The sequence below is a fragment of the Afipia sp. Root123D2 genome, assembly GCF_001425835.1.
Lineage (GTDB): Bacteria > Pseudomonadota > Alphaproteobacteria > Rhizobiales > Xanthobacteraceae > Afipia.
This window is the reverse complement of the sequence record NZ_LMDP01000003.1, coordinates 495,292-518,839: the sequence shown is the minus strand read 5'-3', so window position 1 is coordinate 518,839 and position 23,548 is coordinate 495,292. Positions and strand designations below refer to the sequence as shown.

Annotated in this window: 24 protein-coding genes and 1 tRNA gene; 12 read left to right on the top strand and 13 right to left on the bottom strand. The window is 61.7% G+C overall.

Annotated features, from left to right (window positions below; genetic code table 11):
- Window positions 1-6: 6 nt before the first annotated feature.
- From ASC80_RS17665 to ASC80_RS23250, 3 genes are all read left to right on the top strand, one after another.
- Window positions 7-276 carry an RNA-binding S4 domain-containing protein gene (locus ASC80_RS17665; RefSeq protein ID WP_056299946.1) on the top strand — a complete coding sequence of 90 codons (270 nt, stop codon included), beginning with the start codon at window positions 7-9 and terminating at the stop codon, window positions 274-276.
- Between the two features lie 198 nt (window positions 277-474).
- Window positions 475-813 carry a ferredoxin FdxA gene (fdxA, locus tag ASC80_RS17660; protein ID WP_056299944.1) on the top strand — a complete coding sequence of 113 codons (339 nt, stop codon included), beginning with the start codon at window positions 475-477 and terminating at the stop codon, window positions 811-813.
- A gap of 391 nt (window positions 814-1,204) precedes the next feature.
- Entirely contained in the window at window positions 1,205-1,987 is a 783-nt protein-coding gene (locus ASC80_RS23250; RefSeq protein WP_502690980.1) for a CarD family transcriptional regulator, read from the top strand.
- 94 nt (window positions 1,988-2,081) lie between these two features.
- On the opposite strand, the gene ASC80_RS17650 is transcribed toward ASC80_RS23250, so the two are convergent.
- From ASC80_RS17650 to ASC80_RS17635, 4 genes are read right to left on the bottom strand one after another with little or no spacing between them, the layout of a single operon-like run.
- On the bottom strand, window positions 2,082-3,569 hold the full coding sequence (locus ASC80_RS17650) for a M48 family metalloprotease (protein WP_056299941.1): 1,488 nt from the start codon (window positions 3,567-3,569) through the stop codon (window positions 2,082-2,084).
- Between the two features lie 23 nt (window positions 3,570-3,592).
- A complete protein-coding gene (locus tag ASC80_RS17645) occupies window positions 3,593-4,348 on the bottom strand; it encodes a thermonuclease family protein (RefSeq protein ID WP_349509669.1) in 756 nt (251 codons plus the stop codon).
- A 38-nt stretch (window positions 4,349-4,386) separates the two neighbouring features.
- Entirely contained in the window at window positions 4,387-5,703 is a 1,317-nt protein-coding gene (locus ASC80_RS17640; RefSeq protein ID WP_056299938.1) for a flavin-containing monooxygenase, read from the bottom strand.
- Window positions 5,696-6,661, bottom strand: coding sequence for an NAD-dependent epimerase/dehydratase family protein (locus tag ASC80_RS17635; RefSeq protein WP_056299937.1), 966 nt, complete (start codon window positions 6,659-6,661; stop codon window positions 5,696-5,698). Before ASC80_RS17635 ends, ASC80_RS17640 begins: the two co-directional genes overlap by 8 nt.
- A gap of 229 nt (window positions 6,662-6,890) precedes the next feature.
- Here ASC80_RS17635 and ASC80_RS17630 point away from each other — a divergent pair, with 229 nt between their 5' ends.
- The 4 genes from ASC80_RS17630 (at window position 6,891) to ASC80_RS17615 (ending at window position 11,878) form a co-directional block, all read left to right on the top strand.
- The gene (locus tag ASC80_RS17630; protein ID WP_056299934.1) at window positions 6,891-8,096 is read left to right on the top strand and encodes an ABC transporter substrate-binding protein; all 1,206 of its coding nucleotides are present in this window, start codon (window positions 6,891-6,893) and stop codon (window positions 8,094-8,096) included.
- A gap of 75 nt (window positions 8,097-8,171) precedes the next feature.
- Window positions 8,172-8,960, top strand: a complete 789-nt coding sequence (locus tag ASC80_RS17625; RefSeq protein WP_056299931.1) for an enoyl-CoA hydratase — start codon at window positions 8,172-8,174, stop codon at window positions 8,958-8,960.
- A 13-nt stretch (window positions 8,961-8,973) separates the two neighbouring features.
- Window positions 8,974-9,738 carry a VOC family protein gene (locus ASC80_RS17620; RefSeq protein ID WP_056299928.1) on the top strand — a complete coding sequence of 255 codons (765 nt, stop codon included), beginning with the start codon at window positions 8,974-8,976 and terminating at the stop codon, window positions 9,736-9,738.
- A 10-nt stretch (window positions 9,739-9,748) separates the two neighbouring features.
- Complete coding sequence (locus tag ASC80_RS17615; protein ID WP_056299926.1) at window positions 9,749-11,878, top strand: acetate--CoA ligase family protein; 2,130 nt, start codon at window positions 9,749-9,751, stop codon at window positions 11,876-11,878.
- A gap of 179 nt (window positions 11,879-12,057) precedes the next feature.
- Here ASC80_RS17615 and ASC80_RS17610 read toward each other — a convergent pair whose 3' ends face one another.
- Genes ASC80_RS17610 through ASC80_RS17600 form a run of 3 tightly spaced genes read right to left on the bottom strand, consistent with a single transcriptional unit; the run spans window position 12,058 to window position 15,148 of the window.
- Entirely contained in the window at window positions 12,058-12,843 is a 786-nt protein-coding gene (locus ASC80_RS17610) for an enoyl-CoA hydratase/isomerase family protein (protein ID WP_056299923.1), read from the bottom strand.
- Between the two features lie 55 nt (window positions 12,844-12,898).
- A complete protein-coding gene (locus tag ASC80_RS17605; RefSeq protein WP_056299920.1) occupies window positions 12,899-14,059 on the bottom strand; it encodes an acyl-CoA dehydrogenase family protein in 1,161 nt (386 codons plus the stop codon).
- A 30-nt stretch (window positions 14,060-14,089) separates the two neighbouring features.
- A complete protein-coding gene (locus tag ASC80_RS17600; protein ID WP_056299917.1) occupies window positions 14,090-15,148 on the bottom strand; it encodes an acyl-CoA dehydrogenase family protein in 1,059 nt (352 codons plus the stop codon).
- 267 nt (window positions 15,149-15,415) lie between these two features.
- Between ASC80_RS17600 and ASC80_RS17595 the strand changes: the two genes are divergently transcribed.
- A complete protein-coding gene (locus ASC80_RS17595; protein WP_056299914.1) occupies window positions 15,416-16,198 on the top strand; it encodes an SDR family NAD(P)-dependent oxidoreductase in 783 nt (260 codons plus the stop codon).
- Between the two features lie 36 nt (window positions 16,199-16,234).
- On the opposite strand, the gene ASC80_RS17590 is transcribed toward ASC80_RS17595, so the two are convergent.
- The 3 genes from ASC80_RS17590 to ASC80_RS17580 all read right to left on the bottom strand — a co-directional run bounded on the left by ASC80_RS17590 (window position 16,235) and on the right by ASC80_RS17580 (window position 17,550).
- Window positions 16,235-16,504, bottom strand: a complete 270-nt coding sequence (locus tag ASC80_RS17590) for a GlsB/YeaQ/YmgE family stress response membrane protein (RefSeq protein WP_056299911.1) — start codon at window positions 16,502-16,504, stop codon at window positions 16,235-16,237.
- 93 nt (window positions 16,505-16,597) lie between these two features.
- Window positions 16,598-17,164, bottom strand: coding sequence for a YidB family protein (locus ASC80_RS17585; protein WP_056299909.1), 567 nt, complete (start codon window positions 17,162-17,164; stop codon window positions 16,598-16,600).
- Window positions 17,165-17,268: 104 nt separating this feature from the next.
- Complete coding sequence (locus ASC80_RS17580; RefSeq protein WP_056299905.1) at window positions 17,269-17,550, bottom strand: DUF6496 domain-containing protein; 282 nt, start codon at window positions 17,548-17,550, stop codon at window positions 17,269-17,271.
- Window positions 17,551-17,882: 332 nt separating this feature from the next.
- Here ASC80_RS17580 and ASC80_RS17575 point away from each other — a divergent pair, with 332 nt between their 5' ends.
- Window positions 17,883-20,249: an efflux RND transporter permease subunit gene (locus tag ASC80_RS17575; RefSeq protein ID WP_056299903.1), complete on the top strand. Its 2,367-nt coding sequence runs from the start codon at window positions 17,883-17,885 to the stop codon at window positions 20,247-20,249.
- Window positions 20,250-20,324: 75 nt separating this feature from the next.
- Here ASC80_RS17575 and ASC80_RS17570 read toward each other — a convergent pair whose 3' ends face one another.
- The 3 genes from ASC80_RS17570 to ASC80_RS17560 all read right to left on the bottom strand — a co-directional run bounded on the left by ASC80_RS17570 (window position 20,325) and on the right by ASC80_RS17560 (window position 22,017).
- On the bottom strand, window positions 20,325-20,825 hold the full coding sequence (locus ASC80_RS17570) for a hypothetical protein (RefSeq protein WP_056299901.1): 501 nt from the start codon (window positions 20,823-20,825) through the stop codon (window positions 20,325-20,327).
- A gap of 270 nt (window positions 20,826-21,095) precedes the next feature.
- Window positions 21,096-21,506, bottom strand: coding sequence for a VOC family protein (locus ASC80_RS17565; RefSeq protein ID WP_056299899.1), 411 nt, complete (start codon window positions 21,504-21,506; stop codon window positions 21,096-21,098).
- An 88-nt stretch (window positions 21,507-21,594) separates the two neighbouring features.
- On the bottom strand, window positions 21,595-22,017 hold the full coding sequence (locus ASC80_RS17560; RefSeq protein ID WP_056299896.1) for a DUF1810 domain-containing protein: 423 nt from the start codon (window positions 22,015-22,017) through the stop codon (window positions 21,595-21,597).
- Between the two features lie 128 nt (window positions 22,018-22,145).
- On the opposite strand from ASC80_RS17560, the gene ASC80_RS17555 reads away from it, so the two are divergent.
- From ASC80_RS17555 to ASC80_RS17545, 3 genes are all read left to right on the top strand, one after another.
- Window positions 22,146-22,222 (top strand) — tRNA-Arg (locus ASC80_RS17555).
- A 283-nt stretch (window positions 22,223-22,505) separates the two neighbouring features.
- Window positions 22,506-22,706, top strand: a complete 201-nt coding sequence (locus ASC80_RS17550; protein WP_056299895.1) for a hypothetical protein — start codon at window positions 22,506-22,508, stop codon at window positions 22,704-22,706.
- Window positions 22,707-22,766: 60 nt separating this feature from the next.
- Complete coding sequence (locus ASC80_RS17545) at window positions 22,767-23,543, top strand: hypothetical protein (protein WP_056299893.1); 777 nt, start codon at window positions 22,767-22,769, stop codon at window positions 23,541-23,543.
- Window positions 23,544-23,548 lie beyond the last annotated feature (5 nt).

Sequence of the window (23,548 nt, the reverse complement as noted above, 5' to 3'; positions counted from 1 at the left end):
TTCAGGTTGGATCGCCAGCGCCTCGACAAATGGGTGTGGCATGCGCGGATCGTTCGGACCCGCGCCGATGCCGCCGCGCTGGTGAGCAAGGGACGGGTTCGGATCAACGGAGCGCGCGAAACCTCACCGGGGCACGGCGTCAAGACCGGCGATGTCCTCACCATCGCGCTCGACACCCGCGTGCGGGTTCTCAAGGTGATCGCCTTCGCCGAGCGTCGTGGTGACGCCGAGGTCGCCCATCATCTCTACGAGGATTTGCAGCCGCGCCCGGATTAGCGATCGGTTCGCGAGCGAAGGTCGGAAAATCGTTCCTGCAATTTATTAGCCATCCGGCTGCTTTTATTGCGCTGTGCCAATGTCGAAACGGCCGGAAAACACTATATGTCTCAGAAGAAATGGGCCCCGGACATCACTTGCAGCGCTCCGGTTCCTGCGCTAACCCAACGCCAAATCTGATCGTTTCCGGAGCCTTGGATGACTTACGTCGTCACTGAGAATTGCATCAAGTGCAAGTACATGGACTGCGTGGAAGTATGCCCCGTGGATTGTTTCTACGAGGGCGAGAACATGCTGGTGATCCATCCGGATGAATGTATCGATTGCGGCGTGTGCGAGCCTGAATGTCCCGCCGACGCGATCAAGCCCGACACCGAGCCAAATCTCGAAAAGTGGCTTGAGGTGAATGCTGAATACGCCAAGTCGTGGCCGAACATCACGCAGAAAAAAGACGCTCCGGACGACGCCAAGGAATTCGACGGTCAGGACGGCAAGTTCGAGAAATTCTTTTCTCCGAACCCCGGCACCGGCGACTGATGCGCGCCTCGGTTGAGTTTGGCGGGTGCCTCACGGCCCCTGATTGCAGCCCCGCTTAACCGTAAATCGCTGTTTGGTCCGCCCAACCCCCTGCCGGAACCGGTTGGGGGCATAAATCATTGATTTTTCCGCAAAATGTGGTATTATGGGCACATTCGGTAATGAGAGAGCCCCTTTGCGCCCCGTGATCTGGGCCCGTCGGGTTCCAGATAAACCATCGAACAGGGGCGTGGCGGTTCCACGCATAGGCGCCGTGTCAGACAAATCGCGTCATAAGAAAACCAAAGCATCCAAGGATAAGGGCACCAAGAAGGCGTCCGCGGCGAGCCGCGATGCCACCAAGAAGGATGTTCGCGCATCCGCAAAATCCTCGAAAAACAAAAGAAGCACAATGCCCACCAAAAAAACTGCAAAAACTCCCGTGAAGGCCGCCGGTTCGAAGGCTCCTGCTTCGAAGGCTGCCGTTTCCAAGAGCAAGACCGTTGCGAAAGCTCCCGCCAAGGCTGCTGCGGCCAAGCCCGCCGCGAAGCCGGTGGCGAAAGCCGCGCCGCGCGTGGAAGAGCCGAAAAAGGTTCTGACCCAGCGTCAGGGATTCAAGACCAACGAGTTCGTCGTCTACCCGGCGCATGGCGTCGGCCAGATTCTTGCGATCGAGGAGCAGGAAATCGCGGGCGCGAAGCTGGAACTGTTCGTCATCAACTTCACCAAGGACAAGATGACGTTGCGCGTGCCGACCGCAAAGGTTGCCAATGTAGGCATGCGGAAGCTGTCCGATCCGGCACTGGTCAAGCGTGCGCTCGAGACGCTCAAGGGCCGTGCCCGCATCAAGCGCACCATGTGGTCGCGCCGCGCGCAGGAATACGAAGCGAAGATCAATTCCGGCGATATCGTCGCCATCGCCGAAGTGGTGCGCGATCTCTACCGCTCCGAGTCGCAGCCCGAGCAATCGTACAGCGAACGCCAGCTTTATGAAGCGGCGCTCGATCGGCTGTCGCGCGAGATCGCGGTGGTTCAGCACGTCACCGAGACCGAAGCAGTCAAGGAGATCGAATCGAATCTCGCCAAGAGCCCGCGCCGTGGCGCTGCCAAGGCAGAGGCCGAAGCCGGCGCGTCGAGCGACGATGCCGAGGACAGTGACGGTGACGATTCGGTTGCCGAGGATGAAGCCGCCTGATCCGGCCATCCTCTGCGGTACCATCAAACGAAAACGAAAAACCCGGCCTCGCAGGCCGGGTTTTTTGTTGCCGCATGTTCAGGCCGTTCTGTGCCTAATCAACCACGATCTTGACGCGGTCACGCGGCTTGATGGCTGTGTGTGCGTCGAGACCGTTGAGCACACGGAATCGCTCGGTCGGATGATCGACGCCCTGCATCCGATGTGACAGCGACTCGACCGTATCGCCGGGCTGCACGGTGACGATCTTGATACGTAACGGGCGCGCTGCCTGAATTTCCGCCAGCGTCAGGCGGCGGAACGAGTTGACCGCGGCGCGGAAGCTGCGGTCGCTTTCCGGCGTTTGCTGTTTGGCGGCGAAGATGAAGCGATAGACGTCGCTGCCGAAACGCAATGCGTAGATCCGGAATTGCCACTGATCGCCGCCGGCGGTTGCCGTTGCGGCGGGGAAGCCGTTGACCGTGGTGGTTTCGGTCGACGCCTTGTTGACGTTCTCCATCCACCCTGAATTGAGATAGTCGCCGAGCGACTGTTCGGCCGGGACGCGAACGACATCGAACCGCATCGCCTGCGTTCCGCCTTCACGGACGCCGATAACCGCCTGCGCGGTGTTGTCGAGGCTGAAACCATCCGGTGCCTGGAAGGTGAAGCCGAGTTTGGGATGCAGGAAGCGGCGGCCGCGGACGAAGCCTTCGCTGGGATCTTCGCCGTAGACCATATTGTCGATCGCACTGAGATAGGTGTCGCGGTCGCGCTCGCCGCTTTCCGGCGAGCGATATTGCCGCGCGTTTGCCTGCGCGTTTTGCACACGTTCGGGCGTCGCCGGATGCGAGGACAGGAAGTCCTGGGTGCGCGGATCGAGTGAGGCGCGCGGGGCTTTCAGGGCGGCATTGCGTTCCATCGCGGTCAGGAAGCGCGCGGCGCCATAGGGATCGAAGTGCGCGTGCGCCGCGATGCCGACTCCGATCGCGTCGGCTTCGAATTCCTGCGCGCGAGAGAAGCTCGCCATCGTCAGCTTGGTTTTCGCCAGCGCCAGCGCCGTCATGTCGGCGTCGTTGTTGCCCATGTCGTTGACGACGCGGGTCACGATCGCGGCCTGCCGCGCCTGTTCCTCGCGGATCGAAGCGTGCTTCGCCAGCACATGCGCCATTTCATGCGACAGCACGCTCGACAATTCCGAAGTGTCGCTGGCAAGCGCAACCAGTCCGCGCGTGACGTACAACTGACCGGTCGGCAGCGCGAAGGCATTGACCGCGCCGGAGTTCAGGATCGTCACCTTGTAGGCGAGATCGGGCCGGTCCGACGCCGCAACGAGGCGATTGACGGTCTTGGTGATCAGCGCCTCGAGCTTCGGATCGTCATAGGCGCCGCCGTAAGACAGCAGGATGCGTTCGTGTTCGCGTTCGGTCGCCGCTGTGTGAACCGCCGGCTTGGCGGGCTTTGGCGCCGCGATGGTGCTGGCCGGCCCCGCGACCTGGAAGCGGCCCATGTCGCCGCAGGCGCCGAGGCCAAACGCGATGCACAGCGCCGCCGCGGCCAGAAAGCGGCCTCCGGGATTCCTGTGCTGGGTCGTCATCGCCATCGTCACGCCGCTACTCGCCATTCCTATGGGTTGCCGCCGTTTGGTTGCCCGCGACCAGTTCGATCTGTCCGGCACGGGTCGCCTCGATCCGGGGGGCCGCCGTGTCGCACGATCCAGCCCCGGATCCGAATCCGTTTGTTGGCCAGCGACTTGAGATCAATCCCCGCAGCCTCGAAAGACGGCATCATGCGCCTTGAAATGGTCACCGCAAAGTCTCGCGTCCATCGCCGGCCGAAATTGATATAAAAAGTCGCTCCAGCCAGCTTTGCCGACAGAACCTTGCCTTCCACCACCGCAAATCGCCCCATCTCGGCCAAAATATCGTCCGGTCTTTCCGCGTTTTTTATGGCGGTCGGGTTGTCCCACAGCCCTTGTTTGCCTTCTCTGGCTCCCGCCTCGGCGGCGGCGAGTTCCATGGCACAGGGATCCGCGACAGAGGCGGACGCCAGCGCAAAACCGGAAGCCAGAAGCTCGCGCTGGACCGAAGTTCGGGAACCCGTCACCATGACGAAAGCGGGCTGGCGACCGTAGCGGTCCGGTGCGTCGGTGAGAGCATGCAAGGTCACGTCGCGGCCGGCAATCAGCGCTCCAAGGGCCTTCGCTCCTTCGGCGGATGGGAGGCCCGGGCCGGGTTCGATCCCAGCCAGGCGGACCTCGCGGCCGTCATCCATGCGAAAGGTGCGCCCGTCGATGATTTCGGCGACACGGCCTTCGCCTTGTGGTTCGAATTCACAGGCGGCGCGTGAGGGCGTCGCCGTCAGTGACATCAGCGCCAACATGGCTGCCGACGTGACGATGGCAAACCGGATACGGCCGGTCAGGCGCCGGCGCGAACGAGGTCCCTGCGCAGTGCCGCGGTGTAACTGCGGGCGTCGACTTCCAGCGTGTAGCGCGCCGAGTTGAGCCATGTGCGTTGTTTGCGCTCGTGATGCTGCGCCACCTCCCGCGCCATTTCGGTGACGGAAGGGAGCGCAATGTTGCCTTTGAGCGTAGCAGCGATCCAGCGCGCCTGCACCTCGACCAATGGGATGGTGGCGCCGATCGGCTGCACCAGGCCGGCGAAGAACAACCCGGGCTGTGTCGGCGGCGTCATGCGGCGGTAAAGATCGACCGTCTCGCCTTCGGTTACGGAAAACAGCTCCGGCGCCAGAAATGGGAACGTCGTCCTGTAGCCGGTAGCATAGATCACCGCATCGAACGGCGCGCGTGAACCGTCGGCAAACTCGATCTCGCTGCCGTCGAGTTTGGTGACATTCGGCTTGATGCGAATCCAGCCGTGGCCGACGAACGGCAGCAATTCCTGGCTGAGCGTGGCGTGCTCGCGCCACATCGGATGTTTGGGGCGCGGCACGCCGAAGCGGCGCTGGTCGCCGACCGCGAAGTAGATCAGCCGGGCCATGACCATGCGTGTCAGCAGGGTTGGGAATTTCAGCTTGCGCGAGAAAAACGCCGACCAGCGGTCGATCGGAATTCCCATCATGTATTTCGGCATCACATAGGCGCCGGTGCGGGTCGACAGGGTCACGCTCTTTGCGCGCTTGCAAAGGTCGACGGCGATATCGACCGCCGAATTGCCGATGCCGACCACCAGGACGTTCTTGTCGTCGAACGGCTGCGCAGTGCGATACTCGCTCGAATGAAGCGCCGCGCCGGTGAACGTTCCGGGAAAGGACGGCCAGCGCGCATCCCACAAGTGACCGTTGGCGACGACGACCGCGCGATAATCGCGCGCCGTGCCGTCATCCATGGTGACGCGCCAGTGCCCGTTGCCGAGTTTCTCGACCGATGTTACTTCGGTGTTGAACTGGATGCTTCGCCGCACATCGAAGTGATCGGCATAGGCTTCCAGATAGCCGAGCAGTTCATGATGAGCGAGGAAGTCCGGCTTGTCGTCGGGAATCGGAAAATCGGGATAGCCGAGATTGTTGCGGCTGGTGTCGATGTGCAGACTCTTGTAGGCGCACGACAGGCCGTTGTCGTTGAGGTAGCGCCACATCCCGCCGACGTTCGAACCCTTCTCGAAGCAGTCGAAAGTCAATCCGTTGTCGCGCAGCGCCTTGCCGACGGCGACGCCGGACGATCCGGCGCCGATGATGCAGATATCGGCGGTGGCGCCGGGCTGGCTCTCAGACATTCTTCAGGCCCGCGATGTAGTGGGCGACGATACGGGTGAAATTGGCGTCGGGCACGATGCCGATGCGGTGCGCATGGTTCGAGACGAAACCCTTCGGCCAGCTTGCGACGATGGTTTCGAGTTCGGGTTGCGGTGAAAACTGGATCCGGCCGGCCTCTCCCGTGATCTGGCGCAGCGCGGCGACCGTATCGGCCATGCTGACGGTCAGCGCGGGCAGATTGATTGCCGTGAGGCCGCCGAGCGTCGATCTGGTTGCATTGTGAAGCGCGATCAGACTTGTCGCGACGGTCTGCACCGAGGCGACCGGCACGCGCGTATCCTGCCGGAGCGGGACGATGACGTCGCGACCCGCCACGGCGTCGCGAACGATGCCGGCGATCCGATCGGACACCGATTGCGTCGGTGGTCCGGGATGGACCAGCACGATCGGCAGCCGCAGCGCGCGGCCGTCGATCAGGCCATGGCGCGTCGCATCCGCCAGCATCAATTCGGCGATGGCCTTGTGGGTGCCGTAGGAGGTCTGCGGCCGCTGCGCGAGGTCGTCATCGACGATGTCGGGCAGGGAGCCGCCGAACACAGCGATCGAGCTTGGGAAAATAAGCCTCGACGGCGTTTGCATTCCGCCGAGCGCTTCGATCAACTGCGCAAGGGCCGACACGTTGACGGACAGCGCCCGTGCCGGGTCGCGCTCTGCGGCCGTGGTCAGGACTGCGGCGAGATGAAACACGCTGTCCGGTTTCCATGCGGCGACGGCGCACGTTGCGTCGGCTTCGGACAGGTCCTGTCGCAACGGAACGATGCGCGGATCGGATTGCGGCGGCAGATGCGTATCGACCAGCAGGAGCTGCTCGATGCTCTTTTCACGTCCATGAAAATCGATCAGCCGGCCGTCACGCAACAAGGTGCGCGTCAGTTCGGTTCCGATAAACCCACCCGCGCCTGTGACCGCGACCCGCATTGAATTCCATCTAGCGAAACATAAACAAGCGTTTGAAAGGCGTCGATGAGCAAAATCGAGACAATGACGGCGTGAGTCAAGCCGCGCGCGTCGCGGTTCATGCACGCAGCGCTTGCGAGGCATGACGATCGCGCGAGCGAACGGCTTTGGCTTGCCGCAAGCGAACGCTTGAGCCATGATCGAACGGTAAAATCGCCGGCAAGAGCGGTGTCACTCAAGGGAGGATCAAGTGAAGAAAATTTTCGCAGGCGTGTTCGCTTCGGCCATCGTTCTTGCAGCCGGGACGGCATCGGCGCAGACGAAGCCGCCGCTCAAGCTTGGTGCCATTCTCGATATGTCGGGTTTGTATGCCGATATCACCGGCGTCGGCAGTGAGACCGCAGCCAAGATGGCGGCGGAGGATGCCGGCGGTGAAGTGCTCGGCCGCAAGATCGAGATCATCGCGGCGGACCATCTGAACAAGGCTGACGTCGCCGCGAATATCGCGCGCGAGATGCTCGACAATCAGGGTGTCGAGGCGATCATTGACGTCGCCGCATCGGCCACCGCGCTTGCCGCTGGCGAGGTTGCGAAGGCCCGTAATAAGATCATCATGTACTCGGGCCCGGGTTCGATCCGCCTCACCAACGAGGCTTGTGGTCCGTACACTGTCCACTATGCTTACGACACATTCGCGCAGGCGCACTCTACCGGCCTCGCAACGGTGAAGCAGGGTCTCGACACCTGGTTCTTCCTGACCGCCGATTATGCGTTCGGTCAGGATCTCGAGAAGGATACCACCAACGTCATTCTGAAGACGGGCGGCAAGCTGCTCGGCTCGGTCCGTCACCCGATCAATACATCTGACTTCTCGTCGTTCCTGCTGCAGGCGCAGGCTTCGAAGGCCAAGGTGATTGGTCTCGCCAATGCCGGCGGCGACACCATCAATGCCATCAAGCAAGCGGCCGAATTCGGCATCCTCAAGGGCGGCCAGAGAGTTGCGCCGCTGCTGGCTTTCGTGACGGATATCGACAGCGTCGGGTTGCAGACAGCACAGGGGCTGATTCTCGCTGAAGCTTGGTACTGGGATCTGAACGACGAGACCCGCGCCTGGACCAAGCGATTCATGGAGAAGGTCAAGCATGCGCCGACGTCCGCACAGGCGGGCATCTATTCATCCACGCTGCACTATCTGCAGGCGGTGAAGAAGGCCGGCACGACCGATGCTGCGGCGGTGATGAAGGTGATGAAGGAAACCCCGATCAACGACATGTTCGCCAAGAACGGCAAAATCCGAGAGGACGGCCGCATGGTCCATGACATGTACCTGTTCGAGGTCAAGAAGCCGTCGGAATCCAAGGCGCGCTGGGACGACTACAAGCTTCTCGCCACCATTCCGGGTGACGAGGCGTTCCAGCAACTGAGCGATTCCCGCTGTCCGCTGGTGAAAAAGTAAACGCAGGCGCGGGGGCAGGGCGAGCAGCCTTTCTCCCGCGCTGCAATTTCGTCAAGTCGCAACAAGGATCACATCATGACCGATATCGTCCAGCAAAGCCTCGATCGCGGCCTGCTCACCATCACCATGAACCGGCCGGATCGACGCAATGCGCTCAGCCCGGAGATGACCGTCGCGCTGGTCGAGGCGGCACGGCGGGCGGCTGAAGATCATGACGTGCGCGCCGTTCTGTTGCGCGGAGCGGGTGGAACGTTTTGCGTCGGCGGTGATGTGAAATCGATGGCAGCCGGCCGTGCGCCGCTGTCGTTCGAAGCAAAGCGAACGAATCTGCGCCGCGGCATGGAAGTCTCGCGCATTCTTCACGAAATGCAGAAGCCGGTGGTCGCCCAGATCGACGGCGCTGCGGCCGGCGCGGGGCTCTCGATCGCGTTGTCCTGCGATCTGCGGGTCGCGGGCAAGTCCGCCAAGATCACCACGGCATTCGCCAAGGTCGGATTCTCCGGCGACTACGGCGGCACCTATTTTCTCACCCAGATGCTCGGCAGCGCCAAGGCGCGCGAGCTTTACCTGTTGTCGCCGGTATTGACGGCAGATGAAGCCCTCGCGCTCGGCATGGTAACGAAGGTCGTGCCCGATGCCGACGTGGCGCAGGCCGCGACCGACCTCGCGCTGTCGCTGGCGCAGGGACCGTCGATCACCTACGGCTACATCAAGCGCAACATCAACAATGCCGAGCAGATGTCGCTTGAGGCCTGCTTCGACGGCGAGTCGCTGCATCACACCCGCTGTTCGGAGACCGAGGACCACAAGGAAGCGGCAAAGGCTTTCGTCGAAAAGCGCGCCGCGGTTTTCCAGGGACGGTGACAGGACACGGTTGATGTCCGACAGCGTCCGATTGCGGCAGATATGTCTGGTCGCGCCCCATCTCGAGCCGGCGATCGGAGACATCGCGGGCATCATGGGGCTCGAGGTCTGCTACCGCGATCCCAACGTGGCGCGTTACGGTCTGGAGAACGCGCTGCTGCCGGTCGATACCATCCTGCTTGAAGTCGTCGCGCCGTTCCAGGACGGCACGGCGGCCGGACGCTTCATTGCCAAGACCGGCGGCCGCGGCGGCTATATGGCGATTTTCTCTTGCGACGATCCGCGCGAGCGCCAGCGCAATGCGGAAGCCATCGGCGTGCGCACGTCGCATGTCATCGACCGGCCGCCGTATCTCGGCGTGCAGCTTCATCCGCGCGATTGCCGGGCGGCTTTCATCGAGTTCAATCGGACCGATGACAGCGACAATATCGGCGGCCCCTATCCGCCGGCCGGTCCCGACTGGCACAAGGCGATCCGCAAGGATGTCACCGAGGCGTTGACCGGCGTCGTGATGCAAAGCCCCGCCCCGGACGATCTCGCGCAGCACTGGAGCCGGATCATTGGCCTGCCGGTGTCGAAGCGCGGCGATGGCGCTCCCGTCATTGCGCTTCCCAATTGCCGATTTCAGTTTGTGAAGGGCGCCAGCGACGCGATGAGCGGCCTCACATTTCGCGTCAAGGATCCCGCGCGCGTCGGCGCGGCCGCGCAGGCTCGAGGGTACACCGTCACGGCGAATTCATTCGTTGTGGCCGGCGTGACCTTCCAAATCGAAACATGAAAACAAAAAAATGCATCCTCTCGACTCGTTCTTCTCGCCCTCCAGCGTGGCTGTCATCGGTGCGTCGCGCGACCCGCTGAAAATTCCCGGTCTGTTGCTGGCGTTCCTGCGCAAAAACGGCTTTGCCGGCCAGATCTTCCCGGTCAATCCATCCTACGGCGATATCGATGGCCTGAAGTGTTATCCGTCTGTGTCGAGCATCGGCCAGCCGATCGACCTCGCCATCGTCATCATTCCGGCCAAGGTGGTGCTGCCCGCGCTCAAGGAGTGCGCCGAGGTCGGCGTCAAGAACGCGATCATCATCTCGTCAGGCTTTGCCGAGGAGGGTGGCGACAGCGCCAACATGCAGGCGGAAATCGCCGCGCTGGCGAAACGAACCGGCATGCGGATTTCCGGCCCCAACGCTGAAGGTTTCTACAACGAACCGAAGCGCGTCGCGGCGACTTTCAGTCCGACCGTCGATGTCAAGCCCGATGCACCGCGGCTGCTGGCGACGTCGCGCCGTGTCGGTATCGTCGCGCAGAGCGGCGGCATCGGCTTTGCGATCTACAATCGTGCCAAGGCGATGGGTGTCGCCGTCAGCTATGTCGTCTCCACCGGCAACGAATCCGATCTCGGCGCGGGTGAATTCCTCGATTACATGGTGCAGGACAAGACCACCGATGTGATCCTGCTTTTCATCGAGGGCATCCGCGACCGCGACAAGTTTCTCGCGGCTGCCCAGCGCGCGGCGGAGGCGGGCAAGCCGGTGATTGTCTCGAAGGTCGGCCGTTCCGGCGCCGGCGAGCGCGCGGCCGCGTCGCACACCGCCAGCATGGCGGGCTGGAGCGCCGCCTATGATGCGGTGTTCGCCAAATACGGCTTCATCGTTTCGAACGATCTCGATGAAGCTGTCACCATTGCCGCTGCGCTGACCAGTGCGCCGCCGCCGAAGGGCGACCGTGTCGCCGTCGTCACCGTGTCCGGCGGGGCCGGTGCGTGGATGGCGGATACGCTGGCCGCCGAAGGCCTCAACGTGCCCGAACTGTCGGCGCCGATTCAGGCCGAGATCCGCAAACTGATTCCGTCCTACGGCTCGCCGCGGAATCCGGTCGACATCACCGCGCAGGCGGTGCATAGCGGCGGCTTGCAGAAGACCATCGAGCTGCTGGAGAAGGCGGACGAGATCGACGTCATCGTCGTGGTGAGTTCGTTCTCCAGCGAAACCCGCATCTCGGTGAAGCAACCGGAGATCAAACCGCTGATCGACGCGCAGAAGAAGCCGATCCTGTTCTACACCTACACGCTGCCGTCGCAGTTCGCGCGCGCAGCGCTGGCGGAATCCGGGATTGTCGCATTTCCGGGGCTGGCGCCGTTCGGCCGCGCGATTCGACGCATGGTGGATCGCGCCCGGTTCAAGCTCACTGCCCCGGCCGTCGTTTCGGCGGCCGCGCCGTCGGAGAAGATCGTCGGCAATTTGTCCGAGCATGAAAGCAAGGAACTGCTGCGCACAGCCGGCTTCACACTGCCCGAAGAAATCCTGGTGACGCAGAAAGCAAATCTTGATGCTGCGGTGGCCAAGGTCGGTTTCCCGCTGGTGATGAAAATCCAGTCGCGCGACATTCCGCACAAGAGCGAAGCGGGCGGCGTGCGCGTCAACATCGCGAATGCGGACGAGGCGTCGGCCGCCTACACGCAACTGGTCGAGAGTGCCCGGCGCTTCAGCCCGTCGGCCAACATCCAGGGCGTTCTGGTCGGGCCGCTGGCGAAGAAGGGCGTCGAAATGATCGTCGGCACCATCAACGATCCGACCTTCGGGCCGATGGTGATGGCGGGTCTCGGCGGCGTCACCACCGAGCTGTTCAAGGATGTGGTCTATCGTCCCGCTCCGGTGAGCGCGGAGGAGGCCTCGATGATACTGGACGATCTCAAGGCCGCGCCTTTGCTCGATTCATTCCGTGGATCCGCGAAATCCGACCGGACGGCGCTTGCGAAGCTGATTGCGCAGGTCTCGCAACTGGCCGCGCAGCGCGCGGATGACGTGTCGGAAATCGAGGTCAACCCGGTCCTTGTCCATCCGGTGGGCGAGGGCGTCACCATTGTCGATGCGCTGGTGGTCGGCCGCGACAAGCCGGTTGGCGCGACGCAGGACAGGTACTGATTGAGGATAGGTTCCCCTCATCCTGAGGAGCAGCGCGTAGCGTTGCGTCTCGAAGGATGAGGGAAGACTTCTGGCCTCATGGTTCGAGACGGCGCTGACGCGCCTCCTCACCATGAGGATCGAGCGGCCAAATGAAAATGGCCGGGCGAGCGCCCGGCCATTTCGATTAGGCCGCGTATTCACCGTCCCTTGAAATTCGGCACACGGCGTTCTTCGGTGGCTTTGACGCCTTCCTTGAAATCCTCGGTGGCGCGCAACGTGGTCTGTTCGGCGAGTTCGTGATCGGTCTGTGCCGCGACACGATCGGCCAGACCGGCGCGCATGGTCGCGCGGGTCGAGATCAGGCCGAGCGGCGAGTTCTCGGCAATCTCGCTGGCGAGCTTCAGTGCCTCGGCGCGGACTTGATCCTGCGGCACCAGCACGTTGGCGAGCCCCATGCGTAAGGCATCTTCGCCGATGACGCGGCGGCTGGTGTAAAACATCAGCTCGGCGTTGTTCTTGCCGATGAGTTCGGGCAGCGTCACGGTGAGCCCGAAACCGGGATGGAATCCGAGCCGGGTGAAGTTGGCGGCGAAGCGCGCTTCCGGACACGTTACGCGGAAATCAGCCGACACCGCGAGGCCCAGCCCGCCGCCGATGGCTGCTCCCTGTACCGCGGCGACGATCGGCTTCTTGTTGCGGAAGATGCGCACCGCTTCCTGATAGAGATGATTGATCTTTCCGAGCTGGACGGCGGGATCCTTGTCGCCCGGTTCCGGTGTGCCGAAGTTGGCGCCGGCGCAGAATGCCTTACCCTGCGCTGCGAGCACCACAGCGCGGTAGTCCGGATCGGCGTCGATCTGGTCGAGCGCGGTGGCGATCTGCCCGATCAGCGAAATATCGAAAAAATTCAGCGGTGGGCGGCGGATTTCGATCAGGGCGACATGACCGTGTTTCTCAACGACGATGTCGGTGAAAGTGCTCATGAGAGGTCCTTTATAGTGGCTCAATGCAAATGGTTCAGCGCAGGTCAGCCCGCGCTTAGCGCAGACCGAGCCCGCGCGCGATGATGCCGCGCAGCACCTCGGTGGTGCCGCCCTGGATCGTGAGTTTCGGTGCAATCTTGGTGGCGAAGGCGAGCTGGTCTTCCAGCGTTTCATGGTTGGTGGCGTCGGGTTCGACGAACGCGGCAAGATCGCGAACGCGATGCGGCAACTGCTGTTCCCAGATGGTGCCGATATCCTTGACGATGGACGCCTCGACCACCGGCTCCTTGCCACCCTGCAGCATGCCCGCAACCGAGACCGACATCCGCCGCATGGTGTGCAACTGAGCGACCAAGCGTCCGATGCCTTCGGCGCTGCGGGTATCTGGCTCACTGCCGAGCGCACGCACAAGTTCAGTCAATACATAAGATGTTTCGAGAAAGCGCTCCGGGCCGCTGCGCTCATAAGCGAGCTCGCTGGTGGCCTGCTTCCAAGCGCCGTCGATTTCGCCGAGCGCATGATCATCCGGCAGGAACACGTTCTCGAATACAACCTCGTTGAATTCCTTCAGCCCGCTGAGTTGCGCGATTGGATTGACGGTGATGCCGGGCGCTTTCATGTCGACCAGAAACTGGGTCAGGCCGTGGCGACGGTTCTCCTGGGTCGGCGGCGAGGTGCGGAAGATGCCAAGCATGTAGTCGGCGATATGGGCAGACGTGGTCCAGATCTTGGTGCCGTTCAGCAGCCAGCCGCCGTCTGTTTTTGTCGCCTTGCTCTTGGCCGCGAACAAGTCGGAGCCTGAGTTCGGCTCGCTCATGCCGATCGAAAAACAGACCTCGCCGCGGCAGATGCGCGGAATGATGTCCATCTTGATCCGCTCGCTGGCATATTTCAGCAGCACCGGTCCGCTCTGGCGGTCGGCGACGAAAAACCGCCGGGTCGGTGCGTTGGCGACGCGCATCTCCTCGGTGACGACATAGCGTTCAAGAAAGGTGCGCTCGTGGCCGCCGTATTTCTTCGGCCATGTCATGCCGATCCAGCCGCGCTCGCCGACGCGGCGGCTGAATTCGGGAATGTCGGTGTCTTCGGCCTGTGGCTTGTGCGGATTGAACACGCCTTCGGCGATCTGTTCGGCGAGAAAGGCGCGAACCTCCTCGCGCAGTTTCTGGCACACCGGCGGCAGGCGGATCGGATCGAACTGGAGTGCAGCAGTCATGAGCGTATATCCGGATTGTCGTGTAGCGTGTCAGCGCGAGGCGACCAGCGGCCACAGCTCATCGGCGCCGCGTTTGGCGACGAATTTGCCAAGCTCAACGGCCCAATAGCTTTCGGAGCCGAAATCGTCACGCCAGGCCAGCGCGCGCAGCGTGTAGCGATGAAGAATGTGCTCCATAGAGAAGCCGATGGCGCCATGGACCTGATGGGCGATCGCGGCGCCTTTCTCCGCGGCTTCCGCGCAGCGGATTTTTGCCGCGGTCGCCTCGAGGAACACGGCGTCGTCAAACGATGTCGCGTTGGCGATGGTGTCGGCAGCCGAGCCCGCTGCCGCAACGGCGGCAGCGACTTCGCCGGCGAGCTTCGCCAGATTGTGCTGGACTGCCTGGAATTTCGAGATCTTCTTCTCGAAGGCGACCCGTTCGTTGGAGTAGCGCACGCTGATGTCGAGCATGGTCTCGAGCGTGCCTGCCATCTGCAGGCTGCGCGCGACCGCTCCCATGAGCATCAATGACGTGGTGTTGAACCCGGCGGACGCGGTCTTGGCTGCGGCCGGTTTGGCATTGCTGAATGTCACAGTGCTGGCGTCATCGCTGCCGAGGTTTTGGCCAGCATCGATCCGGCAGGCCGAGGTTTCGACCAGCGCGACCGTATCGCCGGTCGCGCCCTGCGCGACAACGGCGATGTGCTGCGCTTCTTTCGCGAACGGCACGCCGCGCACCTTCCCGGTGAGCGTGCCGTCCGCGCCGATGGCGATGCGGTCGCGGGGATGGCACGGCGCGACGGTCATCATGCCGGATGGCGAGGCGATGCCCGCCTGCGACAGCAGCCAGCCCGCCAGCATGGTTTCGGCGAGCGGCACCGCGACGGCATGTCGTCCGGCTGCGCCGAGCACGCCGAAACCGTCCGCGAGGCTGGCGCCTGCGCCGCCGAGATCGTCGGCTACCCACGACAGCGGCAGGCCGGCGTCTTCCAGCGCGCGCCACAGAGGCTTTTTCCAGTCGTCTGTTTTGGTGGAGTTAAGGGTCTGCGCATCGCCGAGATCGGTAAATATCCGCTCGGCGGTTTCGACGACGATGTTATCGGTCACGCTGTATTGCTCCCGAGGCTGAAACACGCTCGCATTCGGGACAGGCCGGAAACGGGGGTGTCGTACGTTTATTGCGGACCATGATGGGGAAAAGCCATAGCCATGACAAGCGCCGAACTCGTCAAGGGCGGTCGGTCATTTTGCATGAACAATGTTCCTTGCTAGGAATAGAACGACGGCGTCGCACCAATGTACGGTTGTTAAAAACATTGTTTTGTTTTGAGATCGCGCGATAGGTTGCCGGATCACTCACAAGGAAGAAGAAACATGTCAAAGGGCGGGTTGCGAGTCATTGTTACGGGATCGGCGTCGGGCCTCGGCGCTGCGTCGGCGGCCATTCTGGCGAAGGAGGGCGCGCGGCTCGTCATCAACTATTCGTCGAGCAAGGATGACGCGGAAAAGGCCGCCGAGATGTGTCGCAAGGCGGGCGCCGCAGACGTCGTGGTGGCGCAAGGCGATGTCTCGCGCGATGAGGATTGCAAGCGGATTGTCGCCGCCGCCGAGAAGTGGGGCGGCCTTGATGTGCTCATCAATAATGCCGGCACCACCAAGCATGTGGCGCTCGATAATCTCGACGGACTTTCGGCGGAAGATTTTCAGCGGATATATGCGGTCAATACCATCGGTCCATACCAGATGGTTCGCGCGGCGCGCGCCCTGCTGGAAGCTGCGGCGAGGGAGACGGGCCGGGCGTCCGCAGTGGTCAACGTCTCATCGGTCGCGGGGATCGAAGGCTATGGTTCGTCGATCGCCTACGCGGCGAGCAAGGGCGCGTTGAACACGATGACGCTGTCGCTGGCGCGGGCACTGGCTCCCCTCATTCGCGTCAACACTGTCTGTCCGGGCTATATCGACACGCCATGGTTCACAAAGGGCCGCGGCGCCGAGGCTGCGAAAAACATCCGGGAGACCTACACCGCCAAAACGCCGTTGAAGATTGCGTCCACTGCGGACGATATCGCTCAGGCTGTCTGCTTCCTGGCGCGTCCACAGTCAGGGCACATGACCGGCGAATTGCTGCGCATGGACGCCGGATTGCATCTTGGGTAACAGGCGCGGCGAATTGCTGGCCGCGACTTTCCGCGGTCAGCGGCTGCCGGGATCGGAGATCATCCGGCGCGCGACGAGCCTGTTCCAGATGAACAGCACCACCACGGCGCCGATGGTTGCGGTGATGTATCCCGCGCCCTGGTTCGGGCCATAGTGACCGATGGCCTGGCCGAGGAAGGTCGCAAGAAAGGCGCCGACGATGCCGAGCACGATGGTCAGGATGAAGCCTGTCGGATTGTTCGGTCCGGGCGACAAAAGGCGAGCGAGAAAGCCGGCGACCAGACCGACCAGCAGAACATGAAGCATTGTCGCTATCCTTCTTTCGTCAAATTGATGAAACATCGAGACACGAAGCACGGAGCGGAAAAGGCCGCTCCATGCTCCTAACAGGCGCGCGCATCAAATCCAGCGCGAGGCTTCATTTTCGGTGGGCACCCGCCCGTCCGGTGTCAGATGGTTGATGACGTCCGGCAACTGTTTGGCAAGTCCGGACAGCAGATCGTCGCGTGACAGACCTGTTTGCGCGGTAAGCGCATTGATCTGGTCGGAGCCGAGCGCGCTTTCGAGATCGTTCGGTGAAATCTGCTTGTTCGGACCATTGTCGACCCACGATTTGGCGATATCGGTTTGGCCGTTCTGTTCGAACTGCTTGAGCAAGTCGCCAAGGCCGCCACTCAAGATGCTTCCAGCGGCTCCGCCGGCGAGCAATCCGCCGAGCAGGCCACCCAATCCGCCACCGAGCCCGCCGGTGCTGGCGGTCGTGGTGCCGGGCAGTGTCGCGGGTCCGGCAGGTGCCTGCGCGGGCGCTTGAGATTGGCTGCCGCCGATATGTTTGACGGCCTTGTAGGCAAGCAGGGCCAGAATCGCCATCGTCATTGGCGACATGCCACCACCGCTGCCGGGGGTCTCATCGCTGGGACCGCGCGGTCCGTTCTGCATTCCGTTCAGCACATCAAGCAAACCCATTGGATTCTCCTGTCGACAGCCGCCCTTGGTTAAAATGATAGGGCCTGCCCATGACGGTTACAAGGCACCGGCTTGTGCCGGCGCGGACTGACGGCGTGCTGCGATTACGATCGGGATTTTCTGGCGCGCTTCTTTGCTGACGACTTTGCGCGCGAACCGGCGGACTTCTTTTTCGCTGTCTTCTTTTTGGCCGTCATCTTCTTGGCTGATTTCTTCTTCGGGACTTTCTTGCCTTCCTTGCGCGCTTCGGAGAGACCGATGGCGATCGCCTGCTTCCGGCTTTTTACTTTCTTGCCGCTGCGGCCGCTTTTCAGTGTGCCCTTCTTGCGTTTGTGCATCGCACGGGCGACCTTCTTAGCGGCACCTTTGGAGTATTTCCTCGCCATGACGGCATTCCCTGTCGTGAATCCCGCTCATGCAATGCGGAAAAGCCGGCATTGTTCCCGAAGGCCATATTCCATGGCCAATCTTGAGACAAAAAAAGGCAGAATGGTGCGAGGCAATCTCTGCCGGGCGGGATGAGGATCATCGCGGGCGGCACCCGGAGGTGGCGATTGTGCGGCCGCTCTGATAAGGAATCATTCGGGCCAACATCCCGAATCGGGACAGACAGGTGCGGTTTTGCACCGGGGATTTATGCGCGCAATGCCGCCAGAGAATTGCAGGCCACGGTCGATTTGATCTCACACTGAATTTTCCCGATAAAGCCGGATCAGCAATGACAGCGCCAAGCACACACGAATCTGCGCACGGAACGGACGGGCGTCCCCGGTTCAGCATCGCGTTCGGTCTGGAGCGGATCGGGCTGATCGCCATGCGGACCCCGCTGCTGTCGATCTGCATTCTCATCGCCCTGTGCGCGGGCGCCTTCCTGGGACTTCAGCGCATCAAGATCGACGATTCGCTGAGCCAGCTGTTTCGCTCCGATACGCCTGAATACAAACAGTATGAAGAAGTCACCAAGCGTTTCCCGTCGAGCGAGTACGATGTGCTGGTGGTGGTTGAGGGCAAGTCGCTGCTTCAGCGCGCATCGCTGTCGAAGTTGCGCGATCTGGTCACGGACCTGCAGCTGATCGACGGCACCCGCGGCATCATTTCGCTGTTCTCGGCGCGTCAGCCGCCGGAGAACGGCAATCTGCCCGCCGCCCTGTTTCCTCAGGTGCTGCCTGAAGGCGCCGCCTACGACCAGTTGATCGAGCGTGTTCGCACCAACGAGGTCATCAAGGGCAAGTTGCTATCGGATGACGGGACTTTGGCGCTGGTCGTGCTGGCGCTCGATCCCAAGATCGTCGGCAACAAGGGCCTTAGCGCCACGGTGGGCGACATCCGCAAGACCATGACGGACGATCTCGCCGGCACCGGCCTGACCAGTCAGCTTTCCGGCGTCCCGGTGATGCAGCTGGAGATCCGCAACGCCGTCGAGCGCGACGGCCTGATCTACAACATCGCGGGCATTCTCGCCGGCTGCCTGATCGCCATCGTGTTCTTCCGGCGTGTTTCATTCATGGTGGTTGCTGCGTTTCCGCCATTGATTGCGATCCTGCTGTCGCTCGGCGCGCTCGGCTGGTTCGGTTTCAGCCTCAACATGTTCCTCAACGTGATGACGCCGCTCATCATGGTCATCAGTTTTTCGGACTCGATGCAGCTGACGTTCGCCGCGCGCGACCGGCTGATGGCGGGAGAGGACAAGGTATCGGCGTTCCGCAATGCCGTTCTTGTCGTCGGCCCGGCGTGCGTGCTGACGCACGGCACCGCGGCGCTGTCGTTCATCGCGCTGCAATTCTCGGATTCCGACCTGATCCGCACCTTCGGCGAGGCCGGTCTCACCGCCACCGTGATCGCACTGATCGCGGTCCTGTCGCTGGTGCCGCTGTTCGGCGTGCTGCTGGTGCGCAAGGAGGGCCTGTTCGTTGCCAAGATCAAGGGCGCGGATGCCGGCGTCGAGGCGCTGCGCAGTTTCTGTCGCTGGATCGCGGTGCGAATGGTCGGCCGTCCCGGCCTGTTCAGCCTGATCGCGCTGCTCGTGGTGGTCGGGCTTGGCGTCATCTATGCCAATCTGGAGCCTCGCTATCGTCTGGCCGATCAGGTGCCGGACAAGCAGCAAGCCGTGGAAGCCAGCAGCCGGCTCGATGCCAAGCTCACCGGCGCCAATCCGATCGATGTCCTGATCGAATTTCCCAAGGGCCAGAATCTCTATTCACCGGAGACGCTCGCGACCATCGCCGAGGTTCACAGCCTCATCGAAAAGCAGGCCGGCGTCGGCAACGTCTGGTCGCTGGAAACATTGCGCCGCTGGCTGGCCGAGAAGGCCGGCAGGTCCGATGTCGCGATCTTGAAGGAATATGTCGATCTGCTGCCGAAGCATCTGGTCCGGCGCTTCATCTCTGAGAATCAGGATGCGGTTGTGGTGTCAGGGCGTGTGCCGGACCTGGATTCGAGCCAGATTCTTCCCGTGGTCGAAAAGCTCGACAAGGCGATGGCGGCTGTGCGCCTTGCCCATCCTGGTTATCGTGTTTCAGTTACGGGCCTGTCGGCGATCGCGGCGCGTAACAGCGCCAGCATGATCAGCAAGCTCAATCATGGCCTGACTATCGAATTCGGTCTGGTTGCTGTCTTCATCGGCCTGGCGTTCCGTTCAGTGGTCGTGATGTTCGCCAGCATCCTGCCGGGCATCTTCCCGGTGGTGTTGTCCGGGACGGTGCTGTGGCTGCTCGGTGAGGGCCTGCAGTTTGCCAGCGTGGTTGCTCTGACGGTGTCGTTCGGTCTGGGCTTGAGCGCGACGATTCATTTCCTCAATCGCTTGCGGCTTGAGGAAAAGCCCGGCGTCAACGAGGCTGAGGCCGTGGAACGGGCCACTGTGCTGGTCGGGCCGGCGCTGATCCTGACCACGGTCGTGCTGGCCTGCGGTCTGGTGGTCACGGTGTTTTCGGATTTACCGTCGCTGCGGCTGTTCGGCTGGCTGAGCGCGTTCTCCATGATCGCGGCCCTGGTTGCCGATCTTTTCATTTTGCGGCCGACGGCGATGTTCCTGATCAGCCTGTCGCACCGGCTGCGTGGCGCGATGCGTACCAAGCCGGCGGAGTAGGCGGCGTCGCCACGTTAACAAAATGCCCGAAGCGAAATCGCTTCGAGCATTTTGATTCAAACTGTCGGAGCGACGTCAGCCCCTGGTCAGCGAAATACTGACTTCGCGCAGATCGCCTTTCGAGGTGACGTGGACGGATTGCTTCGAACCGCGGGTGCTGATCGAGAAGTTCGCCGCATAGCCGTTGGTCTGAACCAGCGCCGTGACCTGCCCGGCCGAAACGCGACCGGAGACCGAGCCGTTGACGTTGCGACTGGCTTCGGTCCACGACCCGTTCAGGTTTTCGCCATACGCAGTGACGTCGCTGTTCAGATCGAAGCGGTAGCTGTCGCTGGCGCAGCGCAGGGCCAGTTGCAGGGTATTGCCGCTGTTGTTGACGATGTAGGTGCCCTTGCAGCGAATCCGCTCGGTTCCGGCATTGGCAATCGTGATCGTTCCGTTGCCTGTCCAGCGACCGGCATAGCCGTTGAACGCTCCCGGATCGGCGTGAGCGGCTGGCGCGATCATCAGCAGCGCCGTGCCGACACCGGCGATCTTCAATCCTCGCAATACATGATGTGAAACAACCGTTGTCATTTTGGTTTCCCGAATTCAGCTTCCATTTTCCAGACTCGGCTTGTGGCAGGAGCACTGCCCAATCAATATGGCTCTCAAGAGAATACGACCAATCCCCCAAAAGCAATTATTTAGCCCCCGATTTCCGCAAAAAAGCCGGGTTCTCAGGTTTGGCCCTCCAGCCGCGCAGGCATCGGCGCCTGCGTCGTCCGGTCGCAACTGTACAAGCCCTGCACGGTGGTGTGCCGCGAACCCCAAAAGGTTCAAATCACCCCGCTGTTCCCTCTCTATTTATTGGTCATAGGACGATATTTCGATCAGGCTGCCGTCCGGATCCCGGCAATAGACCGAGTTCAGTGTCCCGATCGCGCCCAGCCTTTTGACCGGCCCTTCCTCGATGGCGACACCACAGGCCTTCAGGTGATCGACCACCTGTTGCGGTGTGGACGTGGTGAGAAAGCACAGATCGTCACTGCCCGCCTGCTCATGATCGGCGGTGAACCACTCGATCTTGTCAGCCGTGACCGGCCGCAGATTGATCTTCTGCCGGCCAAACGTCATGGAAATCCGTTTCGATTTGCCGCCACGCTCATCGAAGTCCTGCCGTTTCATGCCAAGGACGCGCGCGTACCAGTCGGCCGCACGTTCGGCATCCGTGACGTTGACGACCACATGGTCCAAGGTTTCGATTTGTATCGGCATACGCAGTCCTGCTTCAGGTGAGAACAAATAAGTCGCGTGCTAGTCTATGATGCCGTGTCGCTAAGGCCAAGATGCCGGTCTTGCGCCGTCAGAGTCGGTCAAGCGTCGCCTGGTCCAGCCGGCGGCCATAGTATTTTCCGAGCGCGGCAGCAAATTCGTCATTCCCGGTCGCCACCTGGGCGAACAGCGTCATTGAGGAGTGAAATTTGAGATCGTCCGGTGGGCCGAGGATCTGCTCGATCGCCCGATCCTGGATAGCGTTCACCAGCCGGGTGCACTCCCTGAGCCTGGGCCCGAGAATGGGGTGAGCGAGATAGCTGCGCGCTTCCTCGCGCGAAGCAATGGCGTATCGCTGCGCCATCGCGCTGTAGCCGAGCCCCGCGATCTGCGGGAAAATGAACCACATCCAGTGGCTCTGCTTCTGGCCGTCGCGCAACTCGGCGACCACACGCGCATAGACCGGCGCCTGTGCATCAACGAAGCGCTCGAGATCGAAGCTGTCAGTGACCATGGATCGGACTCTCAGGGCCGTTTCCGGCAGCTGGAAGGCAACCGGCCCGCAGGGTAGCGGTTTCTTGGCGTCTCTGGTATGGGATGGCTGCCAGTGCGTGCCGGGTTTCGCCCGGTGCGGGTGCATCCGGTCCCGTAGCTCAGCCGGATAGAGCGACGGTTTCCTAAACCGTAGGTCGGAAGTTCGAGTCTTCCCGGGATCGCCATCCGCTTTCCGAATCAGGGTGCGGCTTCGTCTGTTCATCAATTTGTGACGATGCCGGAGAAAGCCGTCACGACACACGAATGCCCGGAAACGTCTGACCCGCGCCGCCAGCATACATACCCCTTAGGTGTATCTGGTCTCTTTCGGACTGCGACCGCAATACTCTCAAGTCATTTTATATTCATTGTCTTATGACCATCGACATCTCTCAAGAACGATTAAGAAAACTTCATCTATCGGTCTGTTTGGGGCGTCGACTGGTTGCAGGAGACTGGAGAATTCCGATGAACCGGATCTTCATTTCTATCCTTCCATTGTTTCTCGCCTGGAGTGCTGCAACGGCCGACCAACGTACCGTGCGCGGTACCGGTGGAATCATCAACTACCATTTGCAAACGGCGCTCAACGGTTTCGGCTCATCTTTCGGCGAACGGAATCGTCTCGCGGACGAGAGAAAGTCCAACATCGATCAGTTGCGCAGCTAGCTCGAGGCTTGCGACCGTTGTTCCGATCGCAAACGGATTGAAGCTGATCTGGAGTATTGGATGGCGCTCAACGCCATCATTCATGAGTCGGAAAAAGCGGCGGTCCGCGCTGTTGGACTTGAAAAATACGGTGATTTCGACGGAATCCGAAGAGGCCTTGCCGAATTCCTGACCAACAAGGATTTCAGGCCGTCCGAAGTAGAGAAGCTGAAATGGGCTTATCAGGCTGCCGGCGCTGCCGCGCTGGCTTACTGCAGCGCTCTTTCAAGGCGGGCAAATGAAAAGCCGAAGAACCGCCCTTTGTATGAGCGATGCATGGCCGACAACACCCCAAGATTCATGGTGATCCAGGACGCCGCCGGGAAGGCGTTCTGCGCATCACTCAAAATGAGCACGCGTGGTTATTCCGAGGGAGAAAGATTTGTCTACACCAATGAGTGTCTAAACTGGAATCTTCCGAGCCTTCGTCTGCAGGTTCTTGCGAAGCGCATGGACTACCCGACGCGCGAGCCGACCAATGTCGTATTGGCCTGGTGCGAACGTATCGGGGCGCCCGTTAGAGCTACTGACAAGATCGGGTACCAGCGACGACAGGAGCGATGGGCTCAGATCAAAGCCTGTACCGACAGGTTCAATGTCGCGGAATTGATGCAGCAGCGCGATTCAGCCGAAAAATTCTGTCAGGAATACCGATCAGAGAGCGCGACGGGTGCGGGAATGGATTCGATCGTTTGTCTCTACGAGAAAGACCCGCTCAGGCGGATGAAAATGGAGCACGACAAACGACAGACCGAGGAAAATCGGGCCTTCCTGAACCGGTTCACCGGCAGAAAATAGGTGCA